Source organism: Pseudomonas sp. NPDC087185 (assembly GCF_044744955.1).
In the GTDB taxonomy this organism is placed as follows: domain Bacteria; phylum Pseudomonadota; class Gammaproteobacteria; order Pseudomonadales; family Pseudomonadaceae; genus Aquipseudomonas.
Genome location: NZ_JBIUZK010000004.1, coordinates 342,854 through 368,019 on the forward strand (window position 1 = coordinate 342,854; position 25,166 = coordinate 368,019).

The following is a 25,166-nucleotide window of genomic DNA, read 5'->3' on the forward strand; positions in this document are numbered from 1 at the left end:
CTAGAAAGGTGACAGGTTGAGGATGACGCGTTGCAGCCAGCCCATGCGCTGCGCCTCGTTGATATAGCCCTCGCCGACGTACTCGATGCGCGCCAGGGATACCTGGCTGGACAGCACGGTGTTGTCCCCGGAGATCGAGCGTGGGTTGACCACGCCGGAGAAGCGGATGAACTCGCTGCCCTGGTTGATGGCGATCTGTTTGTCGCCGCGCACGCGCAAGTTGCCGTTGGCCAGCACCTCCATGACGGTCACCGAGAGGGTGCCGGTGAACGAATTGTTGGCCTTGGAACCGCCGCTGCCGGCGAACTCATGGTCGGTCGAGGCATTGACGCCGTAGTTGCCGACCTTCGACTCGCGGTCGGAACTGGTGGAAAACGCCAGGCCCAGGCTGCCACTGCGGTCGGCATTGGATGACGAGGTCTTGCTGGCGCTGACCTGTTCGTTGAGCTTGACCGTCAGGGTATCGCCGACCATGCGCGGCCTGCGGTCCTCGAACAGCGGCTGCGCGCCGCGCCAGCCCTGATAGATCGAGCCGTTGGCCAGGCGCTGGGGCAGGGCCGGAACCTCCATGGATTCGTCGGCCACCACGGGCTGGCGCACCAGTTGCGCGCAACCCGATGTGCACAGTGCAGCGGCCAGCAGCACGGCGATGCAGCCGATGGCGAGGGGGCGGGGCGGGGTCATGGCCATCAGAGCTGGGTCAGGCGCTGCAGCATTTCGTCGGAGGTCTCGACGGCCTTGCTGTTGATTTCATAGGCGCGCTGGGTCTGGATCATGCCGACCATCTCTTCCACCACGTTGACGTTGGAGGTCTCGACATAGCCCTGGCTGAGGCTGCCGCCGCCGTTCAGGCCCGGCGTGGTTTCGGTGGGGGCGCCCGAGGCGTCGGTTTCCAGGTACAGGTTCTGGCCAATGCTCTGCAAGCCGGCATTGTTGACGAACAGCGCCAGGTTCAGCTGGCCCACCTGGGTCGAGGCGGTGCTGTCTGGCTGGGTTACCGAAACGATGCCATCGGTACTGATGGAGATCGACGTGGCGTTGGCCGGGATGGTGATGCCCGCCGTGAGTTTATAGCCGTTGGAGCTGACCATCTCGCCGTTGGCGTCGAGCTGGAAGCTGCCATCGCGGGTGTAGGCGGTCGAGCCGTCGGGCATGTCCACCTCGAAGAAGCCCAGGCCATTGATGGCCAGGTCTTTTGAGCTGCTGGTCTGTTCCAGGTTGCCCTGGGTGTGCAGGCGTTCGGTGGCCACCTGGCGCACCCCGGTGCCGACCTGCAAACCTGAAGGCAGGCGGGTGTCGGTGCTGCTCTGGGCCCCGGGTTGGCGCACGTTCTGGTAGACCAGATCCTCGAACACCGCCCGCGAGCGTTTGAAGCCGTTGGTGCTGACGTTGGCCAGGTTGTTGGCGATTACGTCGAGCTGCCCTTGCTGGGCTTCAAGCCCGGTCTTGGCAGTCCACAGTGATCTGATCATCGGTCGGTTACCTGTTGTTCATTCGGTGCCGGCTCAGCCTTGCAGGGCGAGCAACTGATTGGCGCTCTTGGCGTTGTCGTCGGCGGCGCTGATGGCCTTCATCTGCATTTCGTAGCGGCGGGCGTTGTCGATCATTGCCACCATGGCGCCGGTCGGGCTGACGTTGCTGCCCTCCAGTGCCCCAGGCGTTACCCGCAGGCTGTCGTCGGCCTCCAGCGGGCGGGCCATGCCGTTGGCGTCTGGGGCTTGGCGGAACAGCCCGTCGGTGCCCAACTGCAACGTGCCCGGCGGCGCCGAGACCAGCTTCAGCTTGCCGACCGGGCTGAGGCCGCGCGGCTCCATACCCTGCTCGCGAACGCTGATGGTGCCGTCGCTGCCCAGGCTGACCTCGCTGCCCAGCGGTACGCTGATGGGGCCGCCATCGCCGATAACCGGCAGGCCAGCCACAGTCATGGCGCCGCTGCCGTCCACCTGCAGGTCGCCGCGGCGGGTATAGGCTTCTTCGCCGTTGGCAGTCTGCACCGCCAGCAGGGTGTCTTCGCCCAGGGCCACGTCGAGGTTGCGGTCGGTGTGGGTGACGGGGCCTTCGCTCCAGTCCACTCCCACCCCGGTGGCACTGACCGAAACTCGCGTCGGCAGGCCTTCGCCGGCCACCGGGGCGGCTTGCATCTGCACCAGCTGCGCGCGGAAACCGGGCGTCACGATGTTGGCCAGGTTGTTGGCCACCACGGCTTGCTGCTCGAGCGCCTGGTTGGCCCCGCTCATGGCGGTGAAGAGCATCCGGTCCATGGCGTCAGGACCCGATGTTCACGGCTTGTTGCAGCACTTCGCTCTGCGCGGTCACCGACTTGGCGTTGGCCTGGAAGGTGCGCTGGGCGATGATCAGGTTGACCAGTTCGGCGGTGAGGTCGACGTTGGAGTCCTCGGTGGTACCGCTGAGGATCGAGCCCAGCGACCCGCTGCCTGCCACACCCAGCAGCGCCTGGCCGGAGGCCGTGGTGGCCAGCCAGGTATTGTCACCATTGGCCTGCAGGCCGTTCTCGTTGGCGAAGGTGGCCAGCTGGATCTGGTCGATTTCCTGGGTCTGGTCGTTGGAGTAGGTGGCGATCACCGTGCCGGTATCGTCGATGGTGAAGCTGATCAGGCTGCCCGAGGTGTAACCATTCTGGGCAATGCTCGACACCTCGGAGTCGTTGCCGAACTGCGTGGTGCCGGTCAGGTCCAGCGCAATCGACATCGTCGCGGCGCCGTTGGCCGGGTCGTAGGTATAGGTGCCGGTATCGCCGCTGGTGATCAGGCCGCTGGAACTGAACGTCACCGTTTGGCTTTCGCTCAGCAGGTTGCCATCGATGGCGTTGTGCACTTCCCAGGTGTTTTCCGCCGTTTTGCTGAAGTACAGCGTCGAGGTGTGGCTGTTGCCGAGCGAGTCGTAGACCGTGGCGGTGGTGGAGTAGGAATAGGTCGACGCATCGGTGGCATCGAAGGTGTCGGTGATGATGTCTTCGCTGGCATCGAGGTTCAGCTCGGCATCCAGCTCGGTACTGGCGCTGGCCTGCATGCCGCTGGTAGGGATCTGGATCACGCCATTGGCGCCGAGCAGCTGGTCGCCTGCCGAGTTCACCAGGTAGCCGTCGGCCGTCAGGGTCAGCTGGCCGTTGCGCGAGTAGACGGTCTGCGTGCCATCGGTGAAGGTGAAGAAGCCTTCGCCGTTGATGGCCAGGTCCAGACTGTTGTCGGTGGTGGTCAGGCTGCCGGACTCGAAGTTCTGCACCACACCCGACACCGTGGTGCCCAGGCCCACGTCGGCACCCGAGTAGACGTCGGCGAACTGCACCGTGGAGCTCTTGAAACCCACGGTCTGCGAGTTGGAGATGTTGTTGCTGACGACCTCAAGGTCGGTGGATGCGGCGGTCAGGCCACTGAGCGCTTGGGAAAAGCCCATGGTTGTTCTCCGTGATGAGGGGTCAAAGCACCAGCTTGATGTCGCCGAGGCCAACGTTGTCGTTGACGCCACCCAGGTCGAGGGCTACCTCGTTGCTGCTGTCGGTGGTCACGCCGGTGACCAGGGCGTATTTCAGTGCGGTCGCCGTCACGCTGGCGTCGTCGCTGGACGCGTTCACCGTGAAGGTGTAACTGCCATCGGCGGCGGTGCTGCCGTCGTCCTGCACGCCATCCCAGTACAGGGTCTGGGTGCCGGCGCTCATGTCGCCGGCATCGAGGGTGGCAACCACGGTGCCGCTGCTGTCGGCAATGTTGAGGGTGACGCTGTCGGCATCGTCGGCCAGGGTGACGCCGAACGCGGTGGCTACGCCGCTGGCGACCTGGATGGTGTCGCCCTCTATCAGCACGCCATTGCCCACCAGTGCCGAGGCCTGCAGGGTTTCGGCGGCGCTGATCTGGCCGGAGATGCCCTCCAGGGTGCTGGTCACTTCCTCGATGCTGCTGATGGTGCTGATCTGCGCCAGCTGGGTGACCATCTCGCTGTTGTCCAGCGGGTCGGTCGGGTCCTGGTTCTGTAATTGAGTGGTGAGCAGGGTGAGAAACTGGTCCTGCAGCTCGTCAGCGCTGGAGGCGGTGCTGTCGCTGGTGCTGCTGGTGCTGTTCATGGTCGCGAGGACCGAACTTGCAATGGTGCTGGTCATGGGTCAGGCCTCGCCGAGGGTCAGGGTCTTGAGCATCAGTTCTTTGCTGGCGGCCATGACTTCGACGTTGGCCTGGTAGGAGCGCGAGGCGGAAATCATGTTGACCATTTCGCCCACCGGCTCGACGTTGGGCATGGTCACGTAGCCTGACGCGTCGGCCAGCGGGTCGCCGGGGCGGTACTCCTGGCGCATGGGCGAGCTGTCCTCGATCACCTGGCTTACCCGCACGCCGCCCACGTCGCTGCCGTCCTGGTACTGGGTTTCGAACACCACCTGGCGGGCGCGATAGGCTTCGTTGTCGGGGCCACTGGTGGTATCGGCGTTGGCCAGGTTGCTGGCGGTCACGTTCATGCGCTCGGATTGAGCGCTGAGCGCGGAGCCGGCGATATCGAAAATACTGAACATGGACATGCGGTAATCCCCGGGTTATTCGGACTGCATCGCGTTTTTCAGCGACTGCAGGCGGTTGTTCAGGAAGGTCAGGCTGGCCTGGTAGCGGACGCTGTTGTCGGCGAACTGTGCGCGTTCGCGGTCCATGTCCACGGTGTTGCCATCGAGGCTGGGCTGGTCGGGCACGCGGTACAGCAGCTCGTGCACCGAATTGCCGGCGCTGGCGGCGCGCAGGTGGCGGTCCGAGGTGGTGGCCAGTGACAGGTTGCGCAGCCGGCCCTGGCTCAGCGAGCTGGCCAGTTCGCTGGCGAAATCGAAGTCCCGCGCGCGGTAGTTGGGGGTGTCGGCGTTGGCGATATTGTTGGCCAGCACTTGCTGGCGCTCCGCGCGCAAGCTCATGGCGTCTTGCGCAAAGCGCAGCTCGTTGTCGAGTTTGTCGATCATGCCCGCAGCCCGTGCCCTCTGTTGAACGGCGTGCAGAGTAGTGGCGACGCACACCGGGCAAAGGCCGGAACAGACCGCTATTTGGCGAGCAATTCGAGCTTTGCGTTGCGGCTGAGCTGCCTAGAATGCTGCGCCTGAAACTCTTCAAGGGGCGCCTCTGCGATGGCCGGACTATTTCCGTTTGCGCGCATCTGCCGGTTGTTGGGCATGCTGCTGTGCGTGTTCCACGGCTGCGCCGCGCTGGCTCAGGGCGAGGTGCTGGACGCTCGGGTGCGGCAGTTGATACAGCCGCGCCTGCCGACGGGCAGCCGCCTCACCCAGCTGGACATCGGCCAGCCGGCTGCACGGATCAGCGCTTGTGCCGAACCGCGGCCCTACCTGGTGCACCCGCGGCGGCTGCCGGTTGGGCGGGTGGCGGTCGGTGTGCGCTGTGTCGATCAGGAAGGTGTGCTCGGTTACCTGCAGGTGATGGTGGGCGCAGTCGGCACTTATGTGGTCAGCGCCCGCAAGATAGAAGCGGGTGAAGTCGTCCAGGCCAGCATGCTGATCAGCCGACGCGGGCCGTTGCACGAGCTGCCCAACGGCAGTGCGTTGTGTGCCGACCAACTGGTGGGACGGCAAGCTGCCCGTGCTGTGGAAGCCGGCGCGGTGCTGGCGCTCAAAGGCGTGCGCGAGCGCTGGCTGGTGGAGCGCAACCACCCCGTGGTGTTGCGCGCACAGGGTGCGGGGTTCAGCCTCAGCCGCAACGGCAAGGCGCTGGACAACGGTGGCCTGGGCAGCCGGGTGCGGGTGCAGGGCAGCGACGGCCGGATGCTCGATGCCCAGGTCGTTGGCAACAACGAATTGCTGCTGCGCTACTGATTTTTTCGACGAAAACCTATCGCCGGCCAAAGGTGCCCCGTTCGCATGCCGATAGTGTTCCCATCACAGCCAACGAAGCCTCTATCGTGAATATCACAAGCTCCTCGCTCACCCACCTCCCTCCTTCGGCCGATGCCAGCCTGGCGGGCAGCGCTGCACCGCGGGTCGCGTCGCAGGGCCTGGATACCCAGGCCGAAGACGCCATGCAGATTTCGCAGATCAGCGACCTCAACCCGACGGACCCGGCGGCGGACGTCGACCTGGAAAAGGTCGCCGCTGTGCGCCAGTCCATCGCTGATGGCAGCCTGCAGGTCGACGCGCAGGCTATCTATGACAGCCTAATTGCAGACATGAAGGAAATGCTCGGCAGTGAACCGACATGAACGCTTGCCCGCCGGGGCAGCCTTGAACGCGAGGGGCCTATGAGCCTGGGCAGGCACCTCGATGTGCAGCAACGGGTGGTCGAGCAACTGCTGCAGTTGCTTGAACAGGAGCGCCTGGCCCTGGCCCAAGGGCGAGTGGATGCCGAGCGTTTGCGCGAATTGGTCGCCGGTAAACAGGCGGCGTTGCTGCGCCTGGAGCAATTGGAGGCGATGCGCGCCGCTGCGCAATTGAAGCTTGGCTATGGCCCAGGGCGGCAAGGCGCATTACGGGCGGCGCGGGACGCCGACTGCCTGAGTGCCTGGCGGCGCTTGCGCCAGTCGGCGTTGCGTGCCCGGGCACTGAACCGGGTCAACGGTGAGGCGCTGGATGTGCGCCTGAAAGGTAACCAGCAGATTCTCGATTTCCTCGACCGGATTACCGCAGACCGGCTGTATGGCCCCAATGGCCGCCCGGTGCCTGGCTTGGCGTGATGCGCAATGCACGTGCGTCCTTGTTTTTCAGGTCAGGGATTTTCCCTGCGATTTCATACAATCTGACAAATAGTGGATCCAATTTCTTTGCGCCAAGCAAAGCTATGGCTTAGTGTTCAAGCGTGACTGCCGTTGCCATCGGATGGCAACCCGGCCCCTACAAATGGACTTAAGGTACTGCCCGTGCAAACGCTCACTCGTACCCGCCAGCAGATCCGTGAACGGGTGCAGGCCAATGAGTTCGCTGAACTCAACCGTTTCTTCGATACCCTCCAGGCGCATTGGCAGCAAGCGCCGCCAGGGGAGTGCCCGGCCTATATGGAGGCGGTTCAGGGGCACATGCTGATCGATTGGGACGTCGACGGCAGCAAGGCCCTGACCCAGCGCCTCAAGGCCTGGATCGACGCCTGCCCGAAGGCCTATCACCCGCAGGTGGCCATGGGGTTTCACTGTTTCAACCGGGCTTGCCACATCCGCGGGGCGCTGGCTGCCAGTGAAGTCTGCGAGGCGCGCTGGTTGGCTGCAGAACAAGCCTGCGAGATGGCCGCAGCGCACTTCCTGCGGGCCATGGAGCGTTGCCCGCAGCCTGTGGCGGCGGCCATCGGCCTGTTGCAGATCAGCGCGCATTTCCGTGAGCCCGGGTGGCTGGTCGAGTTGTTTCAGGGCCAGCCAGCGCGTTTCCGGCCGAGCGCGCATGCCGATGTCGAAGTGCAAGAGGCCGCAGCACCGCTGCTGGTCAGGTACAGCCTGGCCCCGCTGGTCGAGCTGCCGCAGGCACTGCCCGTTTCCTTGAGCACGCGCTTGGGCGCCGTGCAGGAGGATGCCGAGGGTTACTGGCTGCGGCACGCACTGGCCTGGTTCCCCGGTTGTTTCGAGGCGATCGAGGCGTATGCCAGCTACCTGACGCCCCGTTGGGGCGGTAGCTATGCAGCCATCGAGGCCGTGGCCAACGGCCCGTTGTGCCAAGGCTGGAATGAAATGCAGCGTAATGCGATCCGCTGGCTGGCACTCGAAGACCAGTTCTGGCTGCCATCGGCCGATCAGCCGCAGCAGATTGCAGGCTGGCAGCGGGCCTTCGAGGACTGGGCGCGACGCCCGCTCAGGCCGAGGGAGCGCGCCACCTTGCTCGCAAGACGTGCGGCGTTTCGCTGCTGTTCGCTGCAGGATTACCCAGAGGCGATGCGTGACTTCGCCAGCAGTGTCGAGCTTTATCCTGATCAGGGCTTTGTCCCGGCCATCGGTGAGCCATTCCACAGTTTTGTCTGCCTCGTGCTTTTTCATGGCGTGCAAGACCCTACCGACGCGTTTCGTACCGCCATCGAGCGTTTGTGCGACAACCGCAGGCAAGCGGCGGCCTGTGCATTGCGGGCAGCGGGGCACCAGTTCGGGCTCTGGGGTTTCAGCCAGTGCGCCGAGCAGGCGCAAAGCTGGTTGCACGCGGCGGTCAAGCGCCAGTATGGGCGTGAGGGGCTGGGTTTTGACGTGCTTGAGGTACCGCGCCTGCTATGGGCTGCGAAGCAGTACCAAGCCGCCTACTTCCTTTACAAGCAATGCGCCGAATGGAAGCTGCCGGATGCCGCCGCCTCGCTTTACGCGCTGCACTGCGGCCGGCTGGAGGACACGCCAGCCCCCTACGTGGATGCCGAGGCAGCGGAGCATTGGTTGTTGCGTGCTGCCGAGTCTGGCAGCCAGATGGCCAAGTACGACCTGGCCTGCCAACGCATGCGGGGTTTCGAAGCCCTGAGTGAGCGCAGTGCAATGCTCGCGGTGAGGCGTTTGCTGCTCGATTGCCTGGGTAACGAAGAGCTGGATGCCCACGCCCGCTTGCAGGTGGCCATGCTGCAACGCAAGTTCGGCGACCCTCGGGAGCGCGCAGAAGCGGTCGCCTACCTGCTCGACCTGGTCGCCTACCCGGATTGTGGCATCGCCGGGCGTGCCTGCGCCGAACTCGGCCTGGCCTGGATGCATGGGCAGGGCACGCGCAAGCAGAGCCGTTTCGCTGCCATCGAATGGGTCAGCCGTGCGGTGGCGTTGCTGCCGGGAGATGCGGCGGTTGAAGGCATACAAGCCGAAATCCGCAACTCGCACAACTTGTTCAAGACCTTGTTCACGGTGTGCAGCGCGTCGCTGTTCCGCGGCGACCTGCACGCCAGCGAGCTGCCGCCCAAGGTGAGCAGCCAGGCGCCTGATCGGCTGCGGGCCTCTGCCTGAGCGCAGCGCCGCAGCCGTCTCAGGTTCAGGCTGCGGCGCCGAGGATGATGGGCGACCCGTTGGAGAGGGTTATTCCTGTGTCGCTGGCGCCATCCGGGCTTCCAGCTCTGCGACCTGTTTCTCCAGGGCTTCCAGGCGCGCGCGGGTGCGGGCCAGCACGACCATCTGGCTGTCGAATTCTTCACGGCTGACCAGGTCCAGCTTGCTGAAGGCGCCTTGCATCAGCACCTTGAACTGGCTTTCCAGTTCGGCGCGGGGCTGGGCGGTGTCGCCGCTGAACAGGCGCGAGGCCTGGTCGCTCAGGGCGTCGAGAAGGGCTTTGGGCGCGAGCATGATCGGCTATCCACGGCTGATGGGAAATGGCCGGCAGTGTACCACGGCGCCGTTTCCTGGCCGGTTGCACATTTTTCGAGCAGCGGCGTGCACTGTTGCGCACCAAAGCTGTGCATCTTTTCGATACTGGCGACTGGCCAATCCTGACTCTTTGATGCAACGCGCTGTTTTCCGGGGCTTTAACGGAACTGGCAAGGTTTCTGCAAAGACCTGTACGAGCCATGCACTGATGCAGTTCCTTGTGACCAGGCAGTGCGCACGCGGAGCCGGATGCCGACGACGCGTTACAAAGCCAACCGCTGCGCTTAGACTTGAAACGGGTTTGTTTTCCTGGGGCAAGTCCACCAAATCGGGAGAGAGTTTCATGAAGCTAGTCACAGCCATCATCAAGCCGTTCAAGCTGGACGACGTGCGCGAGTCGCTGTCGGAAATCGGCGTGCAGGGCATTACCGTCACCGAAGTCAAAGGCTTCGGCCGGCAGAAGGGCCACACCGAGCTGTATCGCGGTGCGGAATACGTGGTCGACTTCCTGCCCAAGGTGAAGATCGACGTCGCCATCGACGACAAAGACCTCGATCGAGTGATCGAAGCCATCACCAAGGCGGCCAACACCGGCAAGATCGGTGACGGCAAGATCTTCGTGGTGAATCTGGAGCAGGCAATCCGCATCCGTACCGGCGAAACCGATACCGACGCGATCTAAGCGCCAAACAAAGCCTCACCAAACCCAACGCCCCAGGAGAAAACAACATGACTCTGCGTAAGATCGCAGGGCTAGGAGCCCTATTGTCCCTCGTAATGCCGGGCCTTGCCCTGGCAGAGGAGGCTGCCCCAGCGCTGAACTCCGGTGACACCGCCTGGATGCTGACCGCAACGGCGCTGGTGCTGTTCATGACCATCCCGGGCCTGGCCCTGTTCTACGGCGGCATGGTGCGTTCCAAGAACGTGCTTTCGGTGATGATGCAGTGCTTCGCCATCACTGGCTTGATGAGCATCCTGTGGGTCGTTTACGGCTATAGCATGGCCTTCGATACCACCGGTATGGAAAAGGGCGTGCTCAACTTCAATTCCTTCGTTGGCGGCTTCTCCAAGGCCTTCCTCAGCGGCGTCACGCCAGAGGGCCTGACCTCGGCCACCGCACTGTTCCCTGAAGCGGTCTTCATTACCTTCCAGATGACCTTCGCCATCATCACCCCGGCGCTGATCGTCGGTGCCTTCGCCGAGCGCATGAAGTTCTCCGCGATGCTGGTGTTCATGGGCATCTGGTTCACCCTGGTCTACGCACCGATCGCGCACATGGTCTGGAGCGGTGACGGCGCGCTGATGTGGGACTGGGGCGTGCTCGACTTCGCTGGCGGCACCGTGGTGCACATCAACGCCGGTATCGCAGGCCTGGTCTGCTGCCTGGTGCTGGGCAAGCGCAAGGGCTACCCGACCACGCCAATGGCCCCGCACAACCTGGGTTACACCCTGATGGGTGCGGCCATGCTGTGGATCGGCTGGTTCGGCTTCAACGCAGGCTCCGCCGCAGCTGCCAACGGCACCGCAGGCATGGCCATGCTGGTGACCCAGATCGCCACCGCCGCCGCTGCGCTGGGCTGGATGTTCGCCGAGTGGATCGGCCACGGCAAGCCGAGCGCCCTGGGCATCGCCTCGGGTGTGGTCGCCGGCCTGGTGGCCATCACCCCGGCCGCGGGCACCGTGGGCCCGATGGGCGCCCTGGTGATCGGCCTGGCCTCGGGTGTGATCTGCTACTTCTGCGCCACTACCCTCAAGCGCAAGCTGGGTTATGACGACTCCCTGGATGCCTTCGGCGTGCACGGCATCGGCGGCATCATCGGCGCCATCCTCACCGGTGTGTTCGCGGCACCGGCGCTGGGCGGGTTCGGCGCGGTCACCGATATCGGTGCGCAGGTCTGGATCCAGGCCAAGGGCGTGATTTTCACCGTGGTCTACACCGCCATCGTCACCTACGTGATCCTCAAGGTGCTGGATGTGGTGATGGGCCTGCGGGTCAACGAAGAAGAAGAGTCGGTCGGCCTCGACCTGGCTCAACACAACGAACGCGGCTACAACCTGTAACTGCGACGCTGGAAAAATTTGCCCGGCTTGCCGGGCATTTTTTTGCCTGTTTTTTGCGATTTCCCGCAGAGCAAACGGTTTATCACTCACGTTCGCGACGCAGGACAAAAACTTACAACAAGCAAGGCGTTTATGGAGCTTTGCTTTTTCTACGGGCGCGCTAGAATGCGCGCCGAGGGGTGTAGGACGAGATGTCCGCACGCTCGCTCAGCCTTTGCTAGGCTTGCCAATAGCGTGTGGCCAGCAGGGGCTAAAGGATTTGTCAGGCCCTGCCAGGAGCAGGGCCTGCTGGGTGCCGCCTCCCATCAGGAGCGCCGACCCAAGGGCAGTGGCCTAACCCACGGCCAGTTGAATTTTCACTGGTGGCTGCCGGTCTACGGCTGCACTGGTCTATAACTAACCTGCTTTTCGCAAGTCATGAGGTAGAACATGAGCGACGACGATCTGGAAAATGATGACCTCGAAGTAGGCGACGAAGACGAGGCTGATGACGGCCTCGAAGCGGCGGCTGACGATGGTGCAGAAGATGCTGGCGATGACGACAGCAGCCCGGCACCGGCTGCCAAGGGCAAATCCAAGGCGGCTGTCTCGGTAGACGAGATGCCGAGCATGGAAGCCAAGCAGAAAGAGCGTGATGCCCTGGCCAAGGCGATGGAAGAGTTTCTTTCGCGCGGTGGCAAGGTGCAGGAAGTCGAGGCCAACGTGGTCGCCGACCCGCCCAAGAAGCCGGACAACAAGTACGGCAGCCGCCCTATCTGAGTGGCTGAAAACAAAAAGCCCGCCGTCGCTGCGGGCTTTTTTGTGGCTATTGGTTTTTGCACTGCCGGTGCTGGCGAATGGGCCGCAAAGCGGCCCCTGTCAGCGCCAGCGCGCAATCACTTCGGGCAGCTGCGACAGCCGCTGGATTTCGGCATCCGGTGCCTGCTCGCCCGCCCAGGGCTTGCCCTGCGGGTTGAACCACACCGCGCGCAACCCGGCACGCTGGGCGCCGCCGATGTCATCGCCGGGGTGATCACCCACATGCACTGCGGCGCTGGCCTCGACCTCGCCACGCTTCAACGCCTCCATGAACGGTGCCGGGTCCGGCTTGCCGATCCCCAAATCCTCCGCGCACAAGGCGAACTTGAAGTAATCCGCCAGCCCCAGGCGGCGCACATCGGCATTGCCGTTGGTGACCACGCCCAGGGTGTAGTGATGGCGCAGGATTTCCAGCACCGGCTGCACCTCGGGGAATACCTCGACCTGGTGCCGGGCATGCAAGAACACTTCAAACCCTTCGTTGGCGAGCTCCTGGGCGTGCTTCTCGCTGTAACCGACCGCTTCCAGGGCATGGAACAGCACGCGCCGGCGCAGGGCGCTGATGCGGTGCTTGAGGCCCGGCTCAGCCTGCACCAGGCGTTCGCGGATGGCGAACAAGTGCTCCACCGGGACGCCACCGAGGATCGGTGCGTTGGCCTGCAGCCAGTCGCGCAGCACGACCTCGGCGCTGGCAATCACTGGCGCGGTGTCCCACAGGGTGTCGTCGAGGTCGAAGGTGATCAGCTTGATGCTCATGAGTCTGTGCCTTTGCTGCGTTTGGCCCGAGGGTGGGCGCTGTCGTACACCGTGGCCAGGTGCTGGAAGTCCAGGTGGGTATAGATTTGTGTGGTGCTGATGTCGGCATGGCCGAGCATTTCCTGCACCGCGCGCAGGTCCTGGGACGATTCCAGCACATGGCTGGCGAATGAATGGCGGAGCATGTGCGGGTGCAAGTGCTGGCCCAGTTCGCGCTCGCCGGCCACCTTGACGCGCAGCTGGATGGCCCGCGGCCCCAGGCGGTTGCCTTGGCGGCTGATGAACACGGCGCCGTCACGCGGGCCGCCGATGCCGCGCAGGCGCAGCCATTGCTGCAGCGCCTCGCGGGCCTTGCGGCCGACGGGCAGCACGCGTGCCTTGCCGCCTTTGCCAAGCACCTGGACCAGCCCGGCGGCGAGGTCGAGGTGTTCCAGGTCGAGGTTGGTCAGTTCGGACAGGCGCAGGCCGGAGGAGTAGAACAGTTCAAGGATGGCCTGGTCGCGGCGGGCTATGAAGTCGTCGTCCACGCCACCATCGAGCAGCTGCAGGGCGCGGTCGGTGTCGAGCACCTTGGGCAGCCGGCGCTCGCCTTTGGGCGCACTCAGGCCGCTGGCCGGGTCGTGCTGGCACAGGCCTTCACGGTTAAGGTAGCGATACAGGCCGCGCACCGCCGACAGCAGCCGCGCCAGGCTGCGTGAGGACTGGCCCTGATGGTGCTGGCGGGCGATCAGCTGGCGCAGCTGCTGGATCTGCAGCGCGCCCCAGCCGGCGATGCCGTGGGCATTGCAATAGGCGATGACCTTGTCGAGGTCGCGGCGGTAGGCCAGCAGGGTATGTTCGGACACCTGGCGCTCGTTGCGCAGGTGTGCGCAATAAGCCTCCAGCTGGCGTTCCATCAGCGCACCGGACGCAGGGTCTGGGTAACGCGCGGCACCACGCGGCCAAGCACTTCGGCGATGTAGCCGAGAAACAGGGTGCCGACGCTGCTCTTGTAGTGCTGCGGGTCACGGCTGCCGATCGCCAGCACACCGTGCAGCCCTTGGTATTCCAACGCGGCGACGGCGCTGGAGCCCACTTCGAGGCGCTGTTCTTCACCGAACAGGAAGGCCAGCTCTTTCTCACGCAAGTTGCCGCTGACCGTCTTGCCGCCGCCAAGCAGGCCGCCGATGGCCTGTTGGGCTTCTGCATTGCTGACCCAGCGGCCGACCGGCGCGGCGTTGTCGCCGAACAGGATCAGGCTGACGAACGGTACCTGAAATTCCTGGCGCAGGCTGTCTTCAACGGCCATCACCACTTCTTCCAGGCTGCCGGCATCGAGCAGGTCAAGGATCAGCCGCCGGGTCTTGTCGAATAGGCGGTCGTTGTCCCGGGCTACGTCCATCAGCTGCGACAGGCGGTGGCGCATCTCGATGTTGCGGTCGCGCAGCAGCTTGAGCTGGCGCTCCACCAGCGACACGCTGTCGCCACGCTGGTGGGGGATGCGTTGCTCGACCAGCAGTTCGTCGTGCTCGGCGAAGAAGGTGGGGTGGGCGCGCAGGTAGGCGACCACCGCTTCGGCATCGAGCTCAGTGGACTGCTGGGGTACAACCTTGGGCTGATCGGTCATGGCGGTTACTCGCTTAGAGACGAACCTGTCCTTCATAGACACGTACGGCCGGGCCGGTCATCAACACAGACTTGCCGGGGCCGGCCCATTCGATGTGCAGGCGGCCGCCCGGCAGGTCGAGGGACACCGGAGAGTCCATCCAGCCCTGGCTGATGGCGGCCACGGCCGCGGCGCAGGCGCCGGTACCGCAGGCCTGGGTTTCGCCGGCGCCACGCTCCCAGACCCGCAGGTTGGCGCGATGGCGGTCAATGACCTGGAGGAAGCCGGCATTCACCCGCTGCGGGAAGCGTGGGTGGTTTTCGATCTTCGGGCCCAGCGCGTGCACGGGCGCCGTCTGCACGTCGTCCACACGCAGCACGGCGTGCGGGTTGCCCATGGACACGGCGGCGATCGAATGCACATCGCCATCGACTTCCAGTGGGTAGTTCAGCGCCTGTTCATCGGCGACGAAGGGAATCTCGGCCGGGATGAAGCGTGGCGGGCCCATGTCGACGCACACCTGGCCGTCGTTCTGCACGTCCAGTTCGATGACGCCACCCTTGGTTTCCACACGGATGCGCTTTTTGGCCGTCAGGCGCTTGTCCAGCACGAAACGGGCGAAGCAGCGCGCGCCGTTGCCGCACTGCTCGACTTCGGAACCGTCGGCATTGAAGATCCGGTAGCGGAAGTCCACTTCCGGATTGTTCGGCGCCTCGACGATCAGCAGCTGGTCAAAGCCGATACCGGTGTGGCGGTCGCCCCATTGCTTGGCGTGCTTGGGCTGGATATGCGCGTGCTGGCTGACCAGGTCGAGGACCATGAAGTCGTTGCCCAGGCCGTGCATCTTGGTAAAGCGCAGCAGCATGGGGTTACTCCGGCAGCAGGCTTTCGCCAGCGTACAGTTCGGCGATGGTCTCGCGACGGCGAACTTCGAAAGCTTGGTCACCGTCGACCAGGATTTCCGCGCAACGGCCACGGGTGTTGTAGTTCGAGCTCATGACGAAACCATAGGCGCCCGCCGACTGCACGGCCAGCAGGTCACCTTCGGCCAGGTTCAACGTGCGGTCCTTGGCAAGGAAGTCGCCGGTTTCGCAGATCGGCCCGACCAGGTCGTAGGCACGGCCTTCGCCTTCGCGTGGGGTGACCGCACTGACGCCCATCCAGGCCTGGTACAGCGCTGGGCGGATCAGGTCGTTCATCGCCGCATCGATGATGGCGAAGTCTTTGTGTTCGGTGTGCTTGAGGTATTCCACGCGGGTCAGCAGGGCACCGGCGTTGGCCACGATGTAGCGGCCCGGCTCGAACACCAGGGCCAGGTCACGGTCGCCGACGCGCTCGCGGATGGCCTTGATGTAATCGGCCACCAGCGGCGGCTCTTCGTCGCGGTAGCGCACGCCCACACCGCCGCCCAGGTCCAGGTGGCGCAGGTGGATGCCGCAGTCGGCCAGGCGGTCGACCAGGTCCAGCAGGCGGTCGAGGGCGTCGAGGAACGGCTCGACGGTGGTCAGCTGCGAGCCGATATGGCAGTCGACACCGACCACTTCCAGGTTCGGCAACTGCGCGGCGCGCACGTAGATGGCTTCGGCGTCGGCGATGGCGATGCCGAACTTGTTCTCTTTGAGGCCGGTGGAGATGTACGGGTGGGTGCCGGCATCGACGTCCGGGTTGACTCGCAGCGAGACCGGGGCCACTTTGCCCATTTCGGCTGCCACCACTTGCAGGCGCTCGAGTTCGTCGGTGGATTCGACGTTGAAGCAGTGCACGCCGACGTCCAGGGCGCGGCGCATGTCTTCGCGGGTCTTGCCGACGCCGGAGAACACCACGCGGTCGGCACGGCCGCCAGCCGCCAGCACACGCTCAAGCTCGCCACCGGAAACGATGTCGAAGCCTGCGCCCATGCGCGCCAGCACGTTCAGCACGCCGAGGTTGGAGTTGGCCTTGACGGCGAAACACACCAGGTGCTCGACGCCTTGCAGGGCATCGGTGTAGCTGCGGTACTGAGCCTCGATGTGGGCACGCGAGTACACGTAGGTCGGGGTGCCGAAACGTTCGGCGATGGCCGACAGGGCTACACCTTCCGCGAATAGTTCACCCTCGCGGTAATTGAAAGCGTTCATCTGATTTCCTTACTGCTCTGGCGTTTGCTCGGGCTCGAGGGGCTGCTCTTCTTGTGGTTGAACAGGTTGAGCGTGCTGGTGCTGATGCGACTTGTGGCTGGCCTTGCCGTCCTTGCCGTCTTCCGGCAGGTACAGGGGGCCTTTCTGACCGCAGGCCGAAACGAGGCAGGCAACCGCGACCAGCGCCGCGAGCGAGGAAATCAGGCGCTTCATGGGTGAAATCCTTTGAAATATGCAGTATTGCGCCCGAGTATACCGAGCGACCGCCGGATTGCCTATGCAAGAGCCGGTCCGTCGGGCGGGCTATGCTGATGTGCTGGCGGCTAACCTTTGCATTCGGCGCCAAGCGCCCGTATCTTGCCCGGCTTGCCTGTAATGCAGCCATTTTCGAGGTTCCTGCAATGAGTTTGAGCGAAGCGCGTTTCCATGATCTGGTCGACGCGACCCAACAGGCCCTGGAAGACCTGTTCGACGAAAGCGGCATGGACCTGGACATGGAGAATTCCGCCGGCGTCCTGACCATCAAGTTCGATAACGGCAGCCAGCTGATCTTCAGCCGCCAGGAGCCCCTGCGTCAGCTGTGGCTGGCGGACCGTTCCGGTGGCTTCCACTTCGACTACGACCAGGAGAGTGGCAAGTGGGTATGCGAGAAGAGCGAAGAGCTGCTCGGCGAAATGCTTGAGCGTATCGTCTGGGAGCGGGCCGGCGAGAAGCTGGACTTCGACGAGATCTGACATGACTGCCCAGGCCCGGCCGCCCAAGCCGCTCTACAGCAACGTCAGCCCCGCCGTGCAATCACCTTGCATCAGCGTTTGCCGGCTGGACGAACAACGGGTGTGCACCGGTTGCCACCGTCACGTCGAGCACATCCGCGAGTGGCGCTCGGCCGACGACGAGCGCCGCCGGCAGATCTGCCGCGAAGCCGAGGCCCTGCGCGCACGGGCTTGAGTATTTACCCGGCTGTGGTAGTGTCGGGTTATGCGTCGGTGACGCCTAAGCATTCACAAACCCCGCCCTTGGGCGGGGTTTTGCTTTATCTGCCCATAGCAAATCGCCTGTTCAAAGGAGCCTGACTGGATCATGAGCACCAAGCCTTCCCTCATCCTCACTCGATTGGACGTACAGCGTCTCGAGCGCCTGATCGACAGCCTCGACGAAAGTACCCCGGGTGTGCTCGCCCTGCAGGACGAGCTGGACCGCGCCGAGCAGGTGGTCGGTCACGAGGATGTGCCGGCCGGCGTGGTGACCATGAACTCGCGCGTGCACTGCCGCGAAGAGGCCAGTGGCAAGGATTACCACCTGACCCTGGTATACCCGAAGGATGCCGGCGGCGAAGGCAAGGTCTCGATCCTGGCCCCGATCGGCTGCGCGCTGCTGGGCTTGTCGGTGGGCGAGCAGATCGACTGGCCGGCGCCTGGGGGCAAGACCCTCAAGCTCAAGCTGCTGGCGGTGGAGTACCAGCCGGAAGCGGCGGGGGATTTCGACCTCTGATCGACAGGTGCCTGTTCAAGGCTCCAGCGTCGCCTGCAATTGCTCCAGGCCGTTGTTCAGGGCTTGCTCCAACTCGCGCTTGTAGCGCAGGTAGAGGAGGGTCGAGCCCTGCTCTTCAGCGAGCAACTCGGACAGGTCCAGATCGGTGATGTAGCAGCGGTAATGCCCGGCGCTGCGGCGCTGGCTGAGGATCTGCCGGGCGACCACGGTGTACAGCTCGTCGCCGTGTTCCAGCTCAGAGAACTCCTGCTGGTTGCAATAGAGCGTGACATGCACGCCATCGCCGGTGCCCGCCTGGAGAATAGCCTGCACCTCGTAATAGGGCTGATCGCTGCCGTCGCTGGGTGTTGGCCGAGGCTCCAGGCTGCGGGCCTTGCCCGGCCCCGAGGGCAGTAATTGCGCATAGTGGATCTGCAATGACGCTTGCTGCAGGTTATCGAGCGGCACGCGGGCGTCGTGGCGCATCACCACCGAGCGCAGGAAACGCTGGAGGGGCAGCAGCAGGTGGTTTTCGTCGTGCAAGGGCAGGCGTTGCTGCCACAGCGCGTTGTACTCATCCAGCACATACAGGTCGGCCCAGCCGTCGAGCAGGCGGTAGAACACCTGGATGCAGCCGGGACGGCCCTGTTCCAGCAGCAGTGGCAGGTCGTGGTCCTGCAGTGCGTTGGCGTCCAGGTGCAGCGGGCTGTAGACGCTGCGCTCCTCGCTCAGGTAATCGAGCACGGCGTCATGCCCTGTCAGGGTGGCCAGGCTGACCTGGCCGGGCAGCAGTTCCAGCACGTGGGTGTGCTGCGCCACCTGCAGCAGGTAACGGTGGTTCTGGCCTTGGTCGAGCAGCAGCTGCACGGTGTCGAAAACCTCTTCGACCCGCTGGCTGATGGCCTGGGCGCGGTTGTGGCAGAAGCAACGCACCCGCACCCGGGGGCGGTGATTGCGCTGGCCGAGGCTGTTGAGGAAGTCGCGCACACAGCGCAGCAGCGCATGCTCACCGTCATAGCGCTGGACCAGCACTTCGTTCCAGCTGTTGAGGGTGACCTGGTCGAGGGTCAGCACCAGGTTTTCGCGCACGCCTGCATAGCTCAGCGAATCGGTGCGCTCGGTGGTCATGAGGATGTTCAGGTCGCGGTGATGGCGCAGCGGGTCGACGCCCACATTGACCAGCAGCAGTATCTCGTCGGCCACGCTCGGCTGCAGCAGGCGCACTTCACCGACGGCTTCCAGCGGCAGGGGAATGCTTTGCTGCAGGCTGCCGAGCAGGTTGAAGAGCTCGAATTCGCTGAGGTCGCTGGCGCCGGGATGCAACGCCAGGCGCGTGGTGCTGTCGATGACGCCGTTGCGGTGAGCCCAGGTCAACAGTTCGAGCAGCTCGCGGCAACGCTTGATCGGGTTGAAGTGTTCCCACTCGTGGACGCCCAGGTTGCCGTTATAAAGGCCCCAGTGGTGGCTGCCGGGTTCCTTGCGGTTCGGCGACTGGACCAGCGTCAGGGTGTCTTCGGCAAGGTCTGGGGCAATGCCTGGGTTGATCACTTCGATCTTGCCGGCGCGGCGCTCGAAGGCCGCATACAGGCGCCGGCCCAGCACATTCAGGTCGCGCTGGTCGGCGCGGCTGCTGGCGTTCTGGTTTTGCGCGAACTGGCTGAGGAAGCGGTAGCTGTGGTTAAGCTCGGCCACCAGTTCACGGCGCTCGACGGCGACCTGGCGCACCTTCCACTGGCTGCGGCTGTCGAGCAGCGCCAGCTGGCGCTCGTCCCAGCCCCATTCATCGGCCAGGCGCTGCAGCAACTGGCGCTGCCAGCCGTTGTTGCGGGTGCGGTCGAGGCCGACCAGCTTCTTGTTGACCTTCAGGTACAGGCTGCGCCGCACCAGCTCCAGACGCGCTGTTTCGCCGCGCTGTTGCAGGTAGCGTTCGATGCGCCGGTAGACCATTACATAGGGGTCAAGCTCGTCGAGGTCGAGATGGTTGGCGAACACCGCCTGCTTGTAATCCAGGCTCAGGCAGCGCACGGCCGGGTGCTCGCTGGCGTAGACTTCGGTCAGCAGTAGCTTGAGCAATGACTTGTACGGCGAGTCGATACCCTTGAACAATTGCCACAGCCCAGCACCGACAAACTCACCGGGCGGGATGTGCGCCAGGTTGCCGAGGTCGAGGGCGTCGGTGCTGCGGATAAAGCGTTTGGACAGCAGGGTTTCGGTATAGCGCTGGTAATCGCGCTCTTCATACACCGGCACCAACCACCACAGCGGCGTGCGCCCGGCCAGCCAGATGGCGGTGCGGTAGAACTCGTCGAGCAGCAGGTAATGCTGGGTGGTGCCGCAATCGTCGGAGCTGAGCTGGCTGTCGCGCAGGCCCTGGGCGAAGCTGTGCGGGTCGATCAGGAAGCAGTGCGCTTCGGCGCCCAGGCTTGCCGCCCAGGTTTCCAGAAGCTGGCACTTGCGCCGCAGCTCTTCCAGCTGATCGCCACCCAGGCCTGGAGCGTGGCAGACCCACAGGTCCATGTCGCTCTGCTCGGCCTGGGCCAGTGAGCCCAGGCTGCCCATCAGGAACAGGCCGTGGATGGGGCGATTGGGGTTGCCCAGGCGCGTCTTGTACGTAAACGAACGGGCCAGCCGTTGGCCTTCGGCGACCAGTTCGGGGCCGGGCTCGAAGCCTGAGATACCGGCCGGGGTACTGCCGGAAACATAGCCAGGCAGCAACGGGTGGTTGACGTGGAACAGCAGCGGCAGAAGCGTGAGCACCTGTTGTTGGCGGGTCGAAAGCCCGTCCATGGCGCGCTGCAGGCGGCCTTTGTTCAGCAGCAGGAACCGCGCACGCAATTTCGCCAGCACCTTGCGATCGATGCCTTCGTCGAGGTCTGGGCGGATTTCGTGGGGGTGGTTCATTGCGTACTCAGGGCGGGCCGGTTCAGCTGTGGCGAGTTTAGCCTGAGTATTGCGCTCGGATAAGCGGCAAATGAATTTTTGGCGTCATTTTTCTATCGGCTGTGCTGGCCCTATCGCTGGCTTGCCGGCGATAGGGCGGCGGCAGGCTTACGCCGGTTGCGGCGTTTTGAGTACGTTCAACAACAACTGGACGCTTTCTGCTGCGTCATGCCCAAGGCTGGTGAGGTACCCGCCATCAGGCTGATCGGTCAGTTGCTTTTCATGCAAGCGTTGAGCCGCGGCAACAAGGGCGGGGGAGGCGTTCGCGTGGATCTTGATGCCTTCCTGGCTGCTGTCGAGGTTGAACAGGGCAAGGACTTCCAGTTCGGCGATCAGTTCGGGGGTGAAGGACATGGCGACTCCTGACTTCCAGACAAGGATGGCGGCACCGCCAGCGGTGCCTGACCCTGGAGTGTAGTCGGGTTATTCGTCCTCGCCTTGATCTGCCTCAGGTGGCAGTTCGGGCAGCGCGCGCAGGGCGGTTTCGTACCACTCGGTGTTGAACGGGCGGTCTTCGTCGAGCATGTTGTCGATCTCGATGGCCAGCACGTGGGCCATCAGATTGAGAATGTCTTCGCGCTCGTAGCCAACCAGGCTCAACTTGTTGAAGGTGGCCTTGGCTGCCGGCGGCTCGCCGCTTTCGATCTGGTTCTCGATGGCCTGGGTCAGCGTCGCCTCGGCGAAGGCTTCGTCGTCATTGTCGATTTCGTCGTGCTCGCTCATGGCGTTACTCCTGTGGTGGGGCGCACAGTTTGCCATGCCCGCGCCGGCAATGCCCGGTCATCGACCGGGTGCATGACGCTGGCCAGGCGCTGGCGCAGGGGCTATAACAGCCCGGCCATCCCCATACGGCCTGGAGGCTGTTACCCCATGCTCAAGCTTCACGGATTTTCGGTCAGCAACTACTACAACATGGTCAAGCTGGCCCTGCTGGAAAAAGGCCTGCCGTTCGAAGAGGTCACCTTCTACGGTGGCCAGGCGCCGCAGGCGCTGGAGGTCAGCCCACGCGGCAAGGTGCCGGTGTTGGAGACCGAGCACGGTTTCCTCAGCGAAACCAGCGTGATCCTCGATTACATCGAACAGACGCAGGGCGGCAAGGCGCTGTTGCCGGCCGATCCATTCGAACAGGCGAAAGTGCGTGAGCTGCTCAAGGAGATCGAGCTGTATATCGAACTGCCGGCGCGAACCTGCTATGCCGAGCCGTTCTTCGGCGCGGCGGTCGAGCCGTTGATCAAGGAGCGGGCACGTGCCGAGCTGCTGGCGGGCTTCGCCACGCTCAAGCGCAATGGCCGTTTTGAGCCTTATGTCGCGGGTGAGGCGTTGACGATTGCCGACCTGATGTTCTGTTTCTCGGTCGACCTGGCTTACGCGGTGGGCAAGAAGGTGCTGAACATCGACTTCCTCGCGGACTTCCCCGAGGCCCGGGCGTTGCTGGAGAAAATGCGCGAGAACCCGCACATGGCGCGGATCGTGGGGGACAAGGAGGCGGCGATGCCGGCCTTCATGGAGATGATTCGCAGCGGCAAGCGCTGAGGTTTGCAAGGGGCTGCGTTGCAGCCCAATCGCCAGCAAGCCGGCTCCCACGTAGGCCCATGTGGGAGCCGGCTTGCCGGCGAAGCCCTCGCAATAGCGCTTAGCGTGAAGCCAGCAGCGCCTTGCCGCGCACAACGGCAGCGCGTACCTGAGCCGGCGCAGTACCACCTATGTGGTTACGGGCATTCACCGAGCCTTCCAGGGTCAGCACGGCAAACACGTCCTGCTCAATCTGGTCGCTGAACTGGCGCAGTTCGTCCAGGCTCATCTCGGCCAGGTCCTTGCCGGTGTCGACGCCATACTTCACGGCGTGGCCGACGATTTCGTGGCAATCACGGAACGGCAGGCCGCGGCGCACCAGGTAGTCGGCAAGGTCGGTGGCGGTGGAGAAACCGCGCAGCGCCGCTTCACGCATGATGGCGTGCTTGGGCTTGATGGCCGGGATCATGTCGGCGAAGGCACGCAGCGAATCGCGCAGGGTGTCGGCGGCGTCGAACAGCGGCTCCTTGTCTTCCTGGTTGTCCTTGTTGTAGGCCAGCGGCTGGCCTTTCATCAGGGTCAGCAGGCCGGTCAGGGCGCCGAACACGCGGCCGGTCTTGCCACGCACCAGCTCTGGCACGTCCGGGTTCTTCTTCTGCGGCATGATCGAGCTGCCGGTGCAGAAACGGTCAGGCAGGTCGATGAACTGGAACTGGGCGCTGGTCCACAGCACCAGCTCTTCGGAAAAGCGCGACAGGTGCATCATCGCGATGCTCGCGGCAGCGCAGAATTCGATGGCGAAGTCGCGGTCGGAAACGCCGTCCAGCGAGTTGCCGCCTACGGCCTCGAAGCCCAGCAGCTTGCAGGTCAGTTCGCGGTCGATCGGGTAGGTGGTGCCGGCCAGCGCGGCGCTGCCCAGTGGCATGCGATTGGCGCGCTTGCGGCAGTCGACCAGGCGTTCGTAATCGCGGCTGAGCATTTCGAACCAGGCCAGCAGGTGGTGGCCGAACGTAACCGGTTGGGCGGTCTGCAGGTGGGTGAAGCCCGGCATGATGGTCTCGGCTTCACGCTCGGCCTGTTCCAGCAGGCCCTGCTGCAGGCGGGTGATCTCGGCCAGGATCAGGTCGATCTCGTCGCGCAGCCACAGGCGGATGTCGGTGGCGACCTGGTCGTTGCGGCTGCGGCCGGTGTGCAGCTTCTTGCCGGTGATGCCGATGCGGTCGGTCAGGCGTGCTTCGATATTCATGTGCACGTCTTCGAGGTCGACGCGCCAGTCGAAGTTGCCGGCCTCGATCTCACCCTGGATGGTGTTCAGGCCATCGATGATGGTGTCGCGCTCGGCGTCGCTGAGTACGCCGACCTGCGCCAGCATGGTGGCGTGGGCGATCGAACCCATGATGTCGTGGCGGTACAGGCGCTTGTCGAAATCGACCGAGGCGGTGAAGCGGGCGACGAAGGCGTCGACGGGTTCACTGAAGCGGCCGCCCCAGGACTGATTGGTCTTGTCGGTGCTCATGGATTCACTCGTTGAAGGCGTGAACGAAAAAGAGGCGCCGATAATAGCAGGGTTGCGCTTCTCCTCGAAGGACGCCGGTCGAGAGAAATCGGCAGAAAACACGGGCCAGGGCAGGCGATGACGATATTCAACGATTGAACGGCAGTGTTCCACGGACCGTCTACAGTTGGACAAAGGACTGGCAGTGATTCTGCCGGCTCAGTGAATCTTTGGCCTTCGTATCGGTCTAGAGCGTGACCGCAGTGTCGCTCGACCTGCATCTGTCTACGCTATACCTGTGCGAGACTCACTCAGGAATCCAGAGCAATTATGAATGTCCTGATCGTTGATGACGAACCCCAAGCGCGTGAACGCCTCACACGGCTATTCGGGGAACTGGAGGGGTACAACGTGCTGGAGCCCAGCGCCACCAACGGCGAGGAGGCCCTGGCATTGATCGAAAGCCTCAAACCCGATGTGGTCCTGCTGGACATCGGCATGCCGGGCCTCGATGGCCTGCAGGTCGCGGCTCGCCTGTGCGAACGCGAGGCGCCGCCGTCGGTGGTGTTCTGCACCGGTGACGATGAATATGGTGCCGAGGCTTTCAGGGACAGTACCCTCAGCCACGTAACCAAGCCGATCCAGCCGCATACCCTGCGCGATGCCCTGCGCAAGGCCGAGAAACCCAACCGCGCCCAACTGGCCGCACTGACCCGGCCAGGCAGTGAGGGCGGTGGCCCGCGCAGCCATATCAGCGCGCGGACGCGCAAGGGCATCGAGCTGATCCCTTTACCCCAGGTCATCTATTTCATTGCCGACCATAAATATGTGACCTTGCGCCACGAAGCCGGGGAAGTCCTGCTCGATGAGCCGCTCAAGGCCCTGGAAGACGAGTTTGGCGAGCGCTTCGTGCGTATTCACCGTAACGCCCTGGTCGCGCGTGAACGCATCGAACGCTTGCAACGCACGCCGCTGGGGCATTTCCAGCTGTTCCTCAAAGGCTTGGACGGCGATGCCCTGACCGTCAGCCGGCGGCATGTGGCTGGCGTGCGCAAGATGATGCAGACGCTCTGAGCCTTGCAAGGCCCAATCACCGGCAAGCCGGCTCGCACAGGGTTCGGCAGCGCTGCGGACATTGTGGAAGCCGGCGTGCCGGCGATGAGGGCACAACAGGCAAAACTGGATCATGACCCACATCTGCTAG

Annotated in this window: 30 protein-coding genes; 12 read left to right on the top strand and 18 right to left on the bottom strand. The window is 64.1% G+C overall.

Features of this window, described 5'->3' with window-relative positions; genetic code table 11:
- From ACIPIJ_RS16155 to flgB, 7 genes are read right to left on the bottom strand one after another with little or no spacing between them, the layout of a single operon-like run.
- Positions 1–684: a flagellar basal body L-ring protein FlgH gene (locus tag ACIPIJ_RS16155; RefSeq protein WP_401078236.1), complete on the bottom strand. Its 684-nt coding sequence runs from the start codon at positions 682–684 to the stop codon at positions 1–3.
- Positions 685–689: 5 nt separating this feature from the next.
- Positions 690–1,472 (bottom strand): flagellar basal-body rod protein FlgG, encoded by a 783-nt coding sequence (flgG, locus tag ACIPIJ_RS16160; RefSeq protein WP_401078238.1) that lies wholly within the window; start codon positions 1,470–1,472, stop codon positions 690–692.
- 33 nt (positions 1,473–1,505) lie between these two features.
- A complete protein-coding gene (locus tag ACIPIJ_RS16165; RefSeq protein WP_401078241.1) occupies positions 1,506–2,261 on the bottom strand; it encodes a flagellar basal body rod protein FlgF in 756 nt (251 codons plus the stop codon).
- 4 nt (positions 2,262–2,265) lie between these two features.
- Positions 2,266–3,414, bottom strand: coding sequence for a flagellar hook protein FlgE (gene flgE, locus ACIPIJ_RS16170; protein WP_401078243.1), 1,149 nt, complete (start codon positions 3,412–3,414; stop codon positions 2,266–2,268).
- 22 nt (positions 3,415–3,436) lie between these two features.
- Positions 3,437–4,114: a flagellar hook assembly protein FlgD gene (locus ACIPIJ_RS16175; protein WP_401078245.1), complete on the bottom strand. Its 678-nt coding sequence runs from the start codon at positions 4,112–4,114 to the stop codon at positions 3,437–3,439.
- A 3-nt stretch (positions 4,115–4,117) separates the two neighbouring features.
- Entirely contained in the window at positions 4,118–4,525 is a 408-nt protein-coding gene (gene flgC, locus ACIPIJ_RS16180) for a flagellar basal body rod protein FlgC (protein WP_401078248.1), read from the bottom strand.
- Positions 4,526–4,540: 15 nt separating this feature from the next.
- Positions 4,541–4,948 (bottom strand): flagellar basal body rod protein FlgB, encoded by a 408-nt coding sequence (gene flgB / locus ACIPIJ_RS16185; RefSeq protein WP_401078250.1) that lies wholly within the window; start codon positions 4,946–4,948, stop codon positions 4,541–4,543.
- A gap of 162 nt (positions 4,949–5,110) precedes the next feature.
- Between flgB and flgA the strand changes: the two genes are divergently transcribed.
- The 4 genes from flgA to ACIPIJ_RS16205 all read left to right on the top strand — a co-directional run bounded on the left by flgA (position 5,111) and on the right by ACIPIJ_RS16205 (position 8,874).
- Positions 5,111–5,809, top strand: a complete 699-nt coding sequence (gene flgA, locus ACIPIJ_RS16190; RefSeq protein ID WP_401078253.1) for a flagellar basal body P-ring formation chaperone FlgA — start codon at positions 5,111–5,113, stop codon at positions 5,807–5,809.
- Between the two features lie 86 nt (positions 5,810–5,895).
- Positions 5,896–6,192, top strand: coding sequence for a flagellar biosynthesis anti-sigma factor FlgM (locus ACIPIJ_RS16195; RefSeq protein ID WP_401078256.1), 297 nt, complete (start codon positions 5,896–5,898; stop codon positions 6,190–6,192).
- A 39-nt stretch (positions 6,193–6,231) separates the two neighbouring features.
- Positions 6,232–6,663 carry a flagella synthesis protein FlgN gene (locus ACIPIJ_RS16200; protein ID WP_401078258.1) on the top strand — a complete coding sequence of 144 codons (432 nt, stop codon included), beginning with the start codon at positions 6,232–6,234 and terminating at the stop codon, positions 6,661–6,663.
- A gap of 183 nt (positions 6,664–6,846) precedes the next feature.
- A complete protein-coding gene (locus ACIPIJ_RS16205; protein ID WP_401078259.1) occupies positions 6,847–8,874 on the top strand; it encodes a DUF4034 domain-containing protein in 2,028 nt (675 codons plus the stop codon).
- A gap of 69 nt (positions 8,875–8,943) precedes the next feature.
- Here the strand turns inward: ACIPIJ_RS16205 and ACIPIJ_RS16210 are convergent, their stop codons facing one another.
- Entirely contained in the window at positions 8,944–9,207 is a 264-nt protein-coding gene (locus ACIPIJ_RS16210) for an accessory factor UbiK family protein (RefSeq protein WP_401078262.1), read from the bottom strand.
- Positions 9,208–9,571: 364 nt separating this feature from the next.
- Here ACIPIJ_RS16210 and glnK point away from each other — a divergent pair, with 364 nt between their 5' ends.
- The 3 genes from glnK to sutA all read left to right on the top strand — a co-directional run bounded on the left by glnK (position 9,572) and on the right by sutA (position 12,048).
- Positions 9,572–9,910: a P-II family nitrogen regulator gene (gene glnK, locus ACIPIJ_RS16215; RefSeq protein ID WP_002555808.1), complete on the top strand. Its 339-nt coding sequence runs from the start codon at positions 9,572–9,574 to the stop codon at positions 9,908–9,910.
- 47 nt (positions 9,911–9,957) lie between these two features.
- Positions 9,958–11,289: an ammonium transporter gene (locus tag ACIPIJ_RS16220; protein ID WP_401078263.1), complete on the top strand. Its 1,332-nt coding sequence runs from the start codon at positions 9,958–9,960 to the stop codon at positions 11,287–11,289.
- 429 nt (positions 11,290–11,718) lie between these two features.
- Positions 11,719–12,048, top strand: a complete 330-nt coding sequence (sutA, locus tag ACIPIJ_RS16225; RefSeq protein ID WP_023632536.1) for a transcriptional regulator SutA — start codon at positions 11,719–11,721, stop codon at positions 12,046–12,048.
- A 99-nt stretch (positions 12,049–12,147) separates the two neighbouring features.
- Here the strand turns inward: sutA and ACIPIJ_RS16230 are convergent, their stop codons facing one another.
- From ACIPIJ_RS16230 to ACIPIJ_RS16255, 6 genes are read right to left on the bottom strand one after another with little or no spacing between them, the layout of a single operon-like run.
- Entirely contained in the window at positions 12,148–12,843 is a 696-nt protein-coding gene (locus tag ACIPIJ_RS16230; RefSeq protein ID WP_401078266.1) for an HAD family hydrolase, read from the bottom strand.
- Positions 12,840–13,739 carry a tyrosine recombinase XerC gene (xerC, locus tag ACIPIJ_RS16235; RefSeq protein ID WP_401078269.1) on the bottom strand — a complete coding sequence of 300 codons (900 nt, stop codon included), beginning with the start codon at positions 13,737–13,739 and terminating at the stop codon, positions 12,840–12,842. The genes ACIPIJ_RS16230 and xerC overlap by 4 nt, the downstream gene beginning before the upstream one ends.
- The gene (locus ACIPIJ_RS16240) at positions 13,739–14,449 is read right to left on the bottom strand and encodes a DUF484 family protein (protein ID WP_401078272.1); all 711 of its coding nucleotides are present in this window, start codon (positions 14,447–14,449) and stop codon (positions 13,739–13,741) included. Before ACIPIJ_RS16240 ends, xerC begins: the two co-directional genes overlap by 1 nt.
- Before the next feature lie 13 nt (positions 14,450–14,462).
- Entirely contained in the window at positions 14,463–15,293 is an 831-nt protein-coding gene (dapF, locus tag ACIPIJ_RS16245; RefSeq protein ID WP_401078274.1) for a diaminopimelate epimerase, read from the bottom strand.
- 4 nt (positions 15,294–15,297) lie between these two features.
- Positions 15,298–16,545, bottom strand: coding sequence for a diaminopimelate decarboxylase (lysA, locus tag ACIPIJ_RS16250; RefSeq protein ID WP_401078277.1), 1,248 nt, complete (start codon positions 16,543–16,545; stop codon positions 15,298–15,300).
- Between the two features lie 9 nt (positions 16,546–16,554).
- Positions 16,555–16,758 (bottom strand): lipoprotein, encoded by a 204-nt coding sequence (locus tag ACIPIJ_RS16255; RefSeq protein WP_401078280.1) that lies wholly within the window; start codon positions 16,756–16,758, stop codon positions 16,555–16,557.
- A 188-nt stretch (positions 16,759–16,946) separates the two neighbouring features.
- On the opposite strand from ACIPIJ_RS16255, the gene cyaY reads away from it, so the two are divergent.
- From cyaY to rnk, 3 genes are all read left to right on the top strand, one after another.
- A complete protein-coding gene (gene cyaY / locus ACIPIJ_RS16260; RefSeq protein WP_217867854.1) occupies positions 16,947–17,279 on the top strand; it encodes an iron donor protein CyaY in 333 nt (110 codons plus the stop codon).
- A 1-nt stretch (position 17,280) separates the two neighbouring features.
- Positions 17,281–17,493: a DUF1289 domain-containing protein gene (locus ACIPIJ_RS16265; RefSeq protein ID WP_401078283.1), complete on the top strand. Its 213-nt coding sequence runs from the start codon at positions 17,281–17,283 to the stop codon at positions 17,491–17,493.
- Positions 17,494–17,625: 132 nt separating this feature from the next.
- Positions 17,626–18,036 (top strand): nucleoside diphosphate kinase regulator, encoded by a 411-nt coding sequence (gene rnk, locus ACIPIJ_RS16270; RefSeq protein WP_401078286.1) that lies wholly within the window; start codon positions 17,626–17,628, stop codon positions 18,034–18,036.
- Positions 18,037–18,051: 15 nt separating this feature from the next.
- On the opposite strand, the gene ACIPIJ_RS16275 is transcribed toward rnk, so the two are convergent.
- The 3 genes from ACIPIJ_RS16275 to ACIPIJ_RS16285 form a co-directional block, all read right to left on the bottom strand.
- Positions 18,052–20,916, bottom strand: a complete 2,865-nt coding sequence (locus tag ACIPIJ_RS16275) for a class I adenylate cyclase (RefSeq protein ID WP_401078288.1) — start codon at positions 20,914–20,916, stop codon at positions 18,052–18,054.
- A 147-nt stretch (positions 20,917–21,063) separates the two neighbouring features.
- A complete protein-coding gene (locus ACIPIJ_RS16280) occupies positions 21,064–21,309 on the bottom strand; it encodes a TIGR02647 family protein (RefSeq protein WP_401078291.1) in 246 nt (81 codons plus the stop codon).
- A gap of 69 nt (positions 21,310–21,378) precedes the next feature.
- Positions 21,379–21,678 (bottom strand): hypothetical protein, encoded by a 300-nt coding sequence (locus ACIPIJ_RS16285; protein WP_346612590.1) that lies wholly within the window; start codon positions 21,676–21,678, stop codon positions 21,379–21,381.
- A gap of 147 nt (positions 21,679–21,825) precedes the next feature.
- Here ACIPIJ_RS16285 and ACIPIJ_RS16290 point away from each other — a divergent pair, with 147 nt between their 5' ends.
- A complete protein-coding gene (locus ACIPIJ_RS16290; protein ID WP_401078294.1) occupies positions 21,826–22,488 on the top strand; it encodes a glutathione S-transferase in 663 nt (220 codons plus the stop codon).
- A gap of 100 nt (positions 22,489–22,588) precedes the next feature.
- Here the strand turns inward: ACIPIJ_RS16290 and argH are convergent, their stop codons facing one another.
- The gene (gene argH, locus ACIPIJ_RS16295; RefSeq protein ID WP_401078296.1) at positions 22,589–23,983 is read right to left on the bottom strand and encodes an argininosuccinate lyase; all 1,395 of its coding nucleotides are present in this window, start codon (positions 23,981–23,983) and stop codon (positions 22,589–22,591) included.
- A 309-nt stretch (positions 23,984–24,292) separates the two neighbouring features.
- Between argH and ACIPIJ_RS16300 the strand changes: the two genes are divergently transcribed.
- Entirely contained in the window at positions 24,293–25,036 is a 744-nt protein-coding gene (locus ACIPIJ_RS16300; RefSeq protein WP_401078299.1) for a LytR/AlgR family response regulator transcription factor, read from the top strand.
- Positions 25,037–25,166: the final 130 nt, after the last annotated feature.

What these genes read in the sequence shown, in the direction of transcription:
- ACIPIJ_RS16155 (WP_401078236.1), bottom strand. Translation starts at nt 684, where the DNA reads ATGACCCCGCCCCGCCCCCTCGCCATCGGCTGCATCGCCGTGCTGCTG.
- flgG (WP_401078238.1), bottom strand. Translation starts at nt 1,472, where the DNA reads ATGATCAGATCACTGTGGACTGCCAAGACCGGGCTTGAAGCCCAGCAA.
- ACIPIJ_RS16165 (WP_401078241.1), bottom strand. Translation starts at nt 2,261, where the DNA reads ATGGACCGGATGCTCTTCACCGCCATGAGCGGGGCCAACCAGGCGCTC.
- flgE (WP_401078243.1), bottom strand. Translation starts at nt 3,414, where the DNA reads ATGGGCTTTTCCCAAGCGCTCAGTGGCCTGACCGCCGCATCCACCGAC.
- ACIPIJ_RS16175 (WP_401078245.1), bottom strand. Translation starts at nt 4,114, where the DNA reads ATGACCAGCACCATTGCAAGTTCGGTCCTCGCGACCATGAACAGCACC.
- flgC (WP_401078248.1), bottom strand. Translation starts at nt 4,525, where the DNA reads ATGTCCATGTTCAGTATTTTCGATATCGCCGGCTCCGCGCTCAGCGCT.
- flgB (WP_401078250.1), bottom strand. Translation starts at nt 4,948, where the DNA reads ATGATCGACAAACTCGACAACGAGCTGCGCTTTGCGCAAGACGCCATG.
- flgA (WP_401078253.1), top strand. Translation starts at nt 5,111, where the DNA reads ATGGCCGGACTATTTCCGTTTGCGCGCATCTGCCGGTTGTTGGGCATG.
- ACIPIJ_RS16200 (WP_401078258.1), top strand. Translation starts at nt 6,232, where the DNA reads ATGAGCCTGGGCAGGCACCTCGATGTGCAGCAACGGGTGGTCGAGCAA.
- ACIPIJ_RS16210 (WP_401078262.1), bottom strand. Translation starts at nt 9,207, where the DNA reads ATGCTCGCGCCCAAAGCCCTTCTCGACGCCCTGAGCGACCAGGCCTCG.
- glnK (WP_002555808.1), top strand. Translation starts at nt 9,572, where the DNA reads ATGAAGCTAGTCACAGCCATCATCAAGCCGTTCAAGCTGGACGACGTG.
- ACIPIJ_RS16220 (WP_401078263.1), top strand. Translation starts at nt 9,958, where the DNA reads ATGACTCTGCGTAAGATCGCAGGGCTAGGAGCCCTATTGTCCCTCGTA.
- sutA (WP_023632536.1), top strand. Translation starts at nt 11,719, where the DNA reads ATGAGCGACGACGATCTGGAAAATGATGACCTCGAAGTAGGCGACGAA.
- ACIPIJ_RS16230 (WP_401078266.1), bottom strand. Translation starts at nt 12,843, where the DNA reads ATGAGCATCAAGCTGATCACCTTCGACCTCGACGACACCCTGTGGGAC.
- xerC (WP_401078269.1), bottom strand. Translation starts at nt 13,739, where the DNA reads ATGGAACGCCAGCTGGAGGCTTATTGCGCACACCTGCGCAACGAGCGC.
- ACIPIJ_RS16240 (WP_401078272.1), bottom strand. Translation starts at nt 14,449, where the DNA reads ATGACCGATCAGCCCAAGGTTGTACCCCAGCAGTCCACTGAGCTCGAT.
- dapF (WP_401078274.1), bottom strand. Translation starts at nt 15,293, where the DNA reads ATGCTGCTGCGCTTTACCAAGATGCACGGCCTGGGCAACGACTTCATG.
- lysA (WP_401078277.1), bottom strand. Translation starts at nt 16,545, where the DNA reads ATGAACGCTTTCAATTACCGCGAGGGTGAACTATTCGCGGAAGGTGTA.
- ACIPIJ_RS16255 (WP_401078280.1), bottom strand. Translation starts at nt 16,758, where the DNA reads ATGAAGCGCCTGATTTCCTCGCTCGCGGCGCTGGTCGCGGTTGCCTGC.
- cyaY (WP_217867854.1), top strand. Translation starts at nt 16,947, where the DNA reads ATGAGTTTGAGCGAAGCGCGTTTCCATGATCTGGTCGACGCGACCCAA.
- ACIPIJ_RS16265 (WP_401078283.1), top strand. Translation starts at nt 17,281, where the DNA reads ATGACTGCCCAGGCCCGGCCGCCCAAGCCGCTCTACAGCAACGTCAGC.
- rnk (WP_401078286.1), top strand. Translation starts at nt 17,626, where the DNA reads ATGAGCACCAAGCCTTCCCTCATCCTCACTCGATTGGACGTACAGCGT.
- ACIPIJ_RS16275 (WP_401078288.1), bottom strand. Translation starts at nt 20,916, where the DNA reads ATGAACCACCCCCACGAAATCCGCCCAGACCTCGACGAAGGCATCGAT.
- ACIPIJ_RS16280 (WP_401078291.1), bottom strand. Translation starts at nt 21,309, where the DNA reads ATGTCCTTCACCCCCGAACTGATCGCCGAACTGGAAGTCCTTGCCCTG.
- ACIPIJ_RS16285 (WP_346612590.1), bottom strand. Translation starts at nt 21,678, where the DNA reads ATGAGCGAGCACGACGAAATCGACAATGACGACGAAGCCTTCGCCGAG.
- ACIPIJ_RS16290 (WP_401078294.1), top strand. Translation starts at nt 21,826, where the DNA reads ATGCTCAAGCTTCACGGATTTTCGGTCAGCAACTACTACAACATGGTC.
- argH (WP_401078296.1), bottom strand. Translation starts at nt 23,983, where the DNA reads ATGAGCACCGACAAGACCAATCAGTCCTGGGGCGGCCGCTTCAGTGAA.
- ACIPIJ_RS16300 (WP_401078299.1), top strand. Translation starts at nt 24,293, where the DNA reads ATGAATGTCCTGATCGTTGATGACGAACCCCAAGCGCGTGAACGCCTC.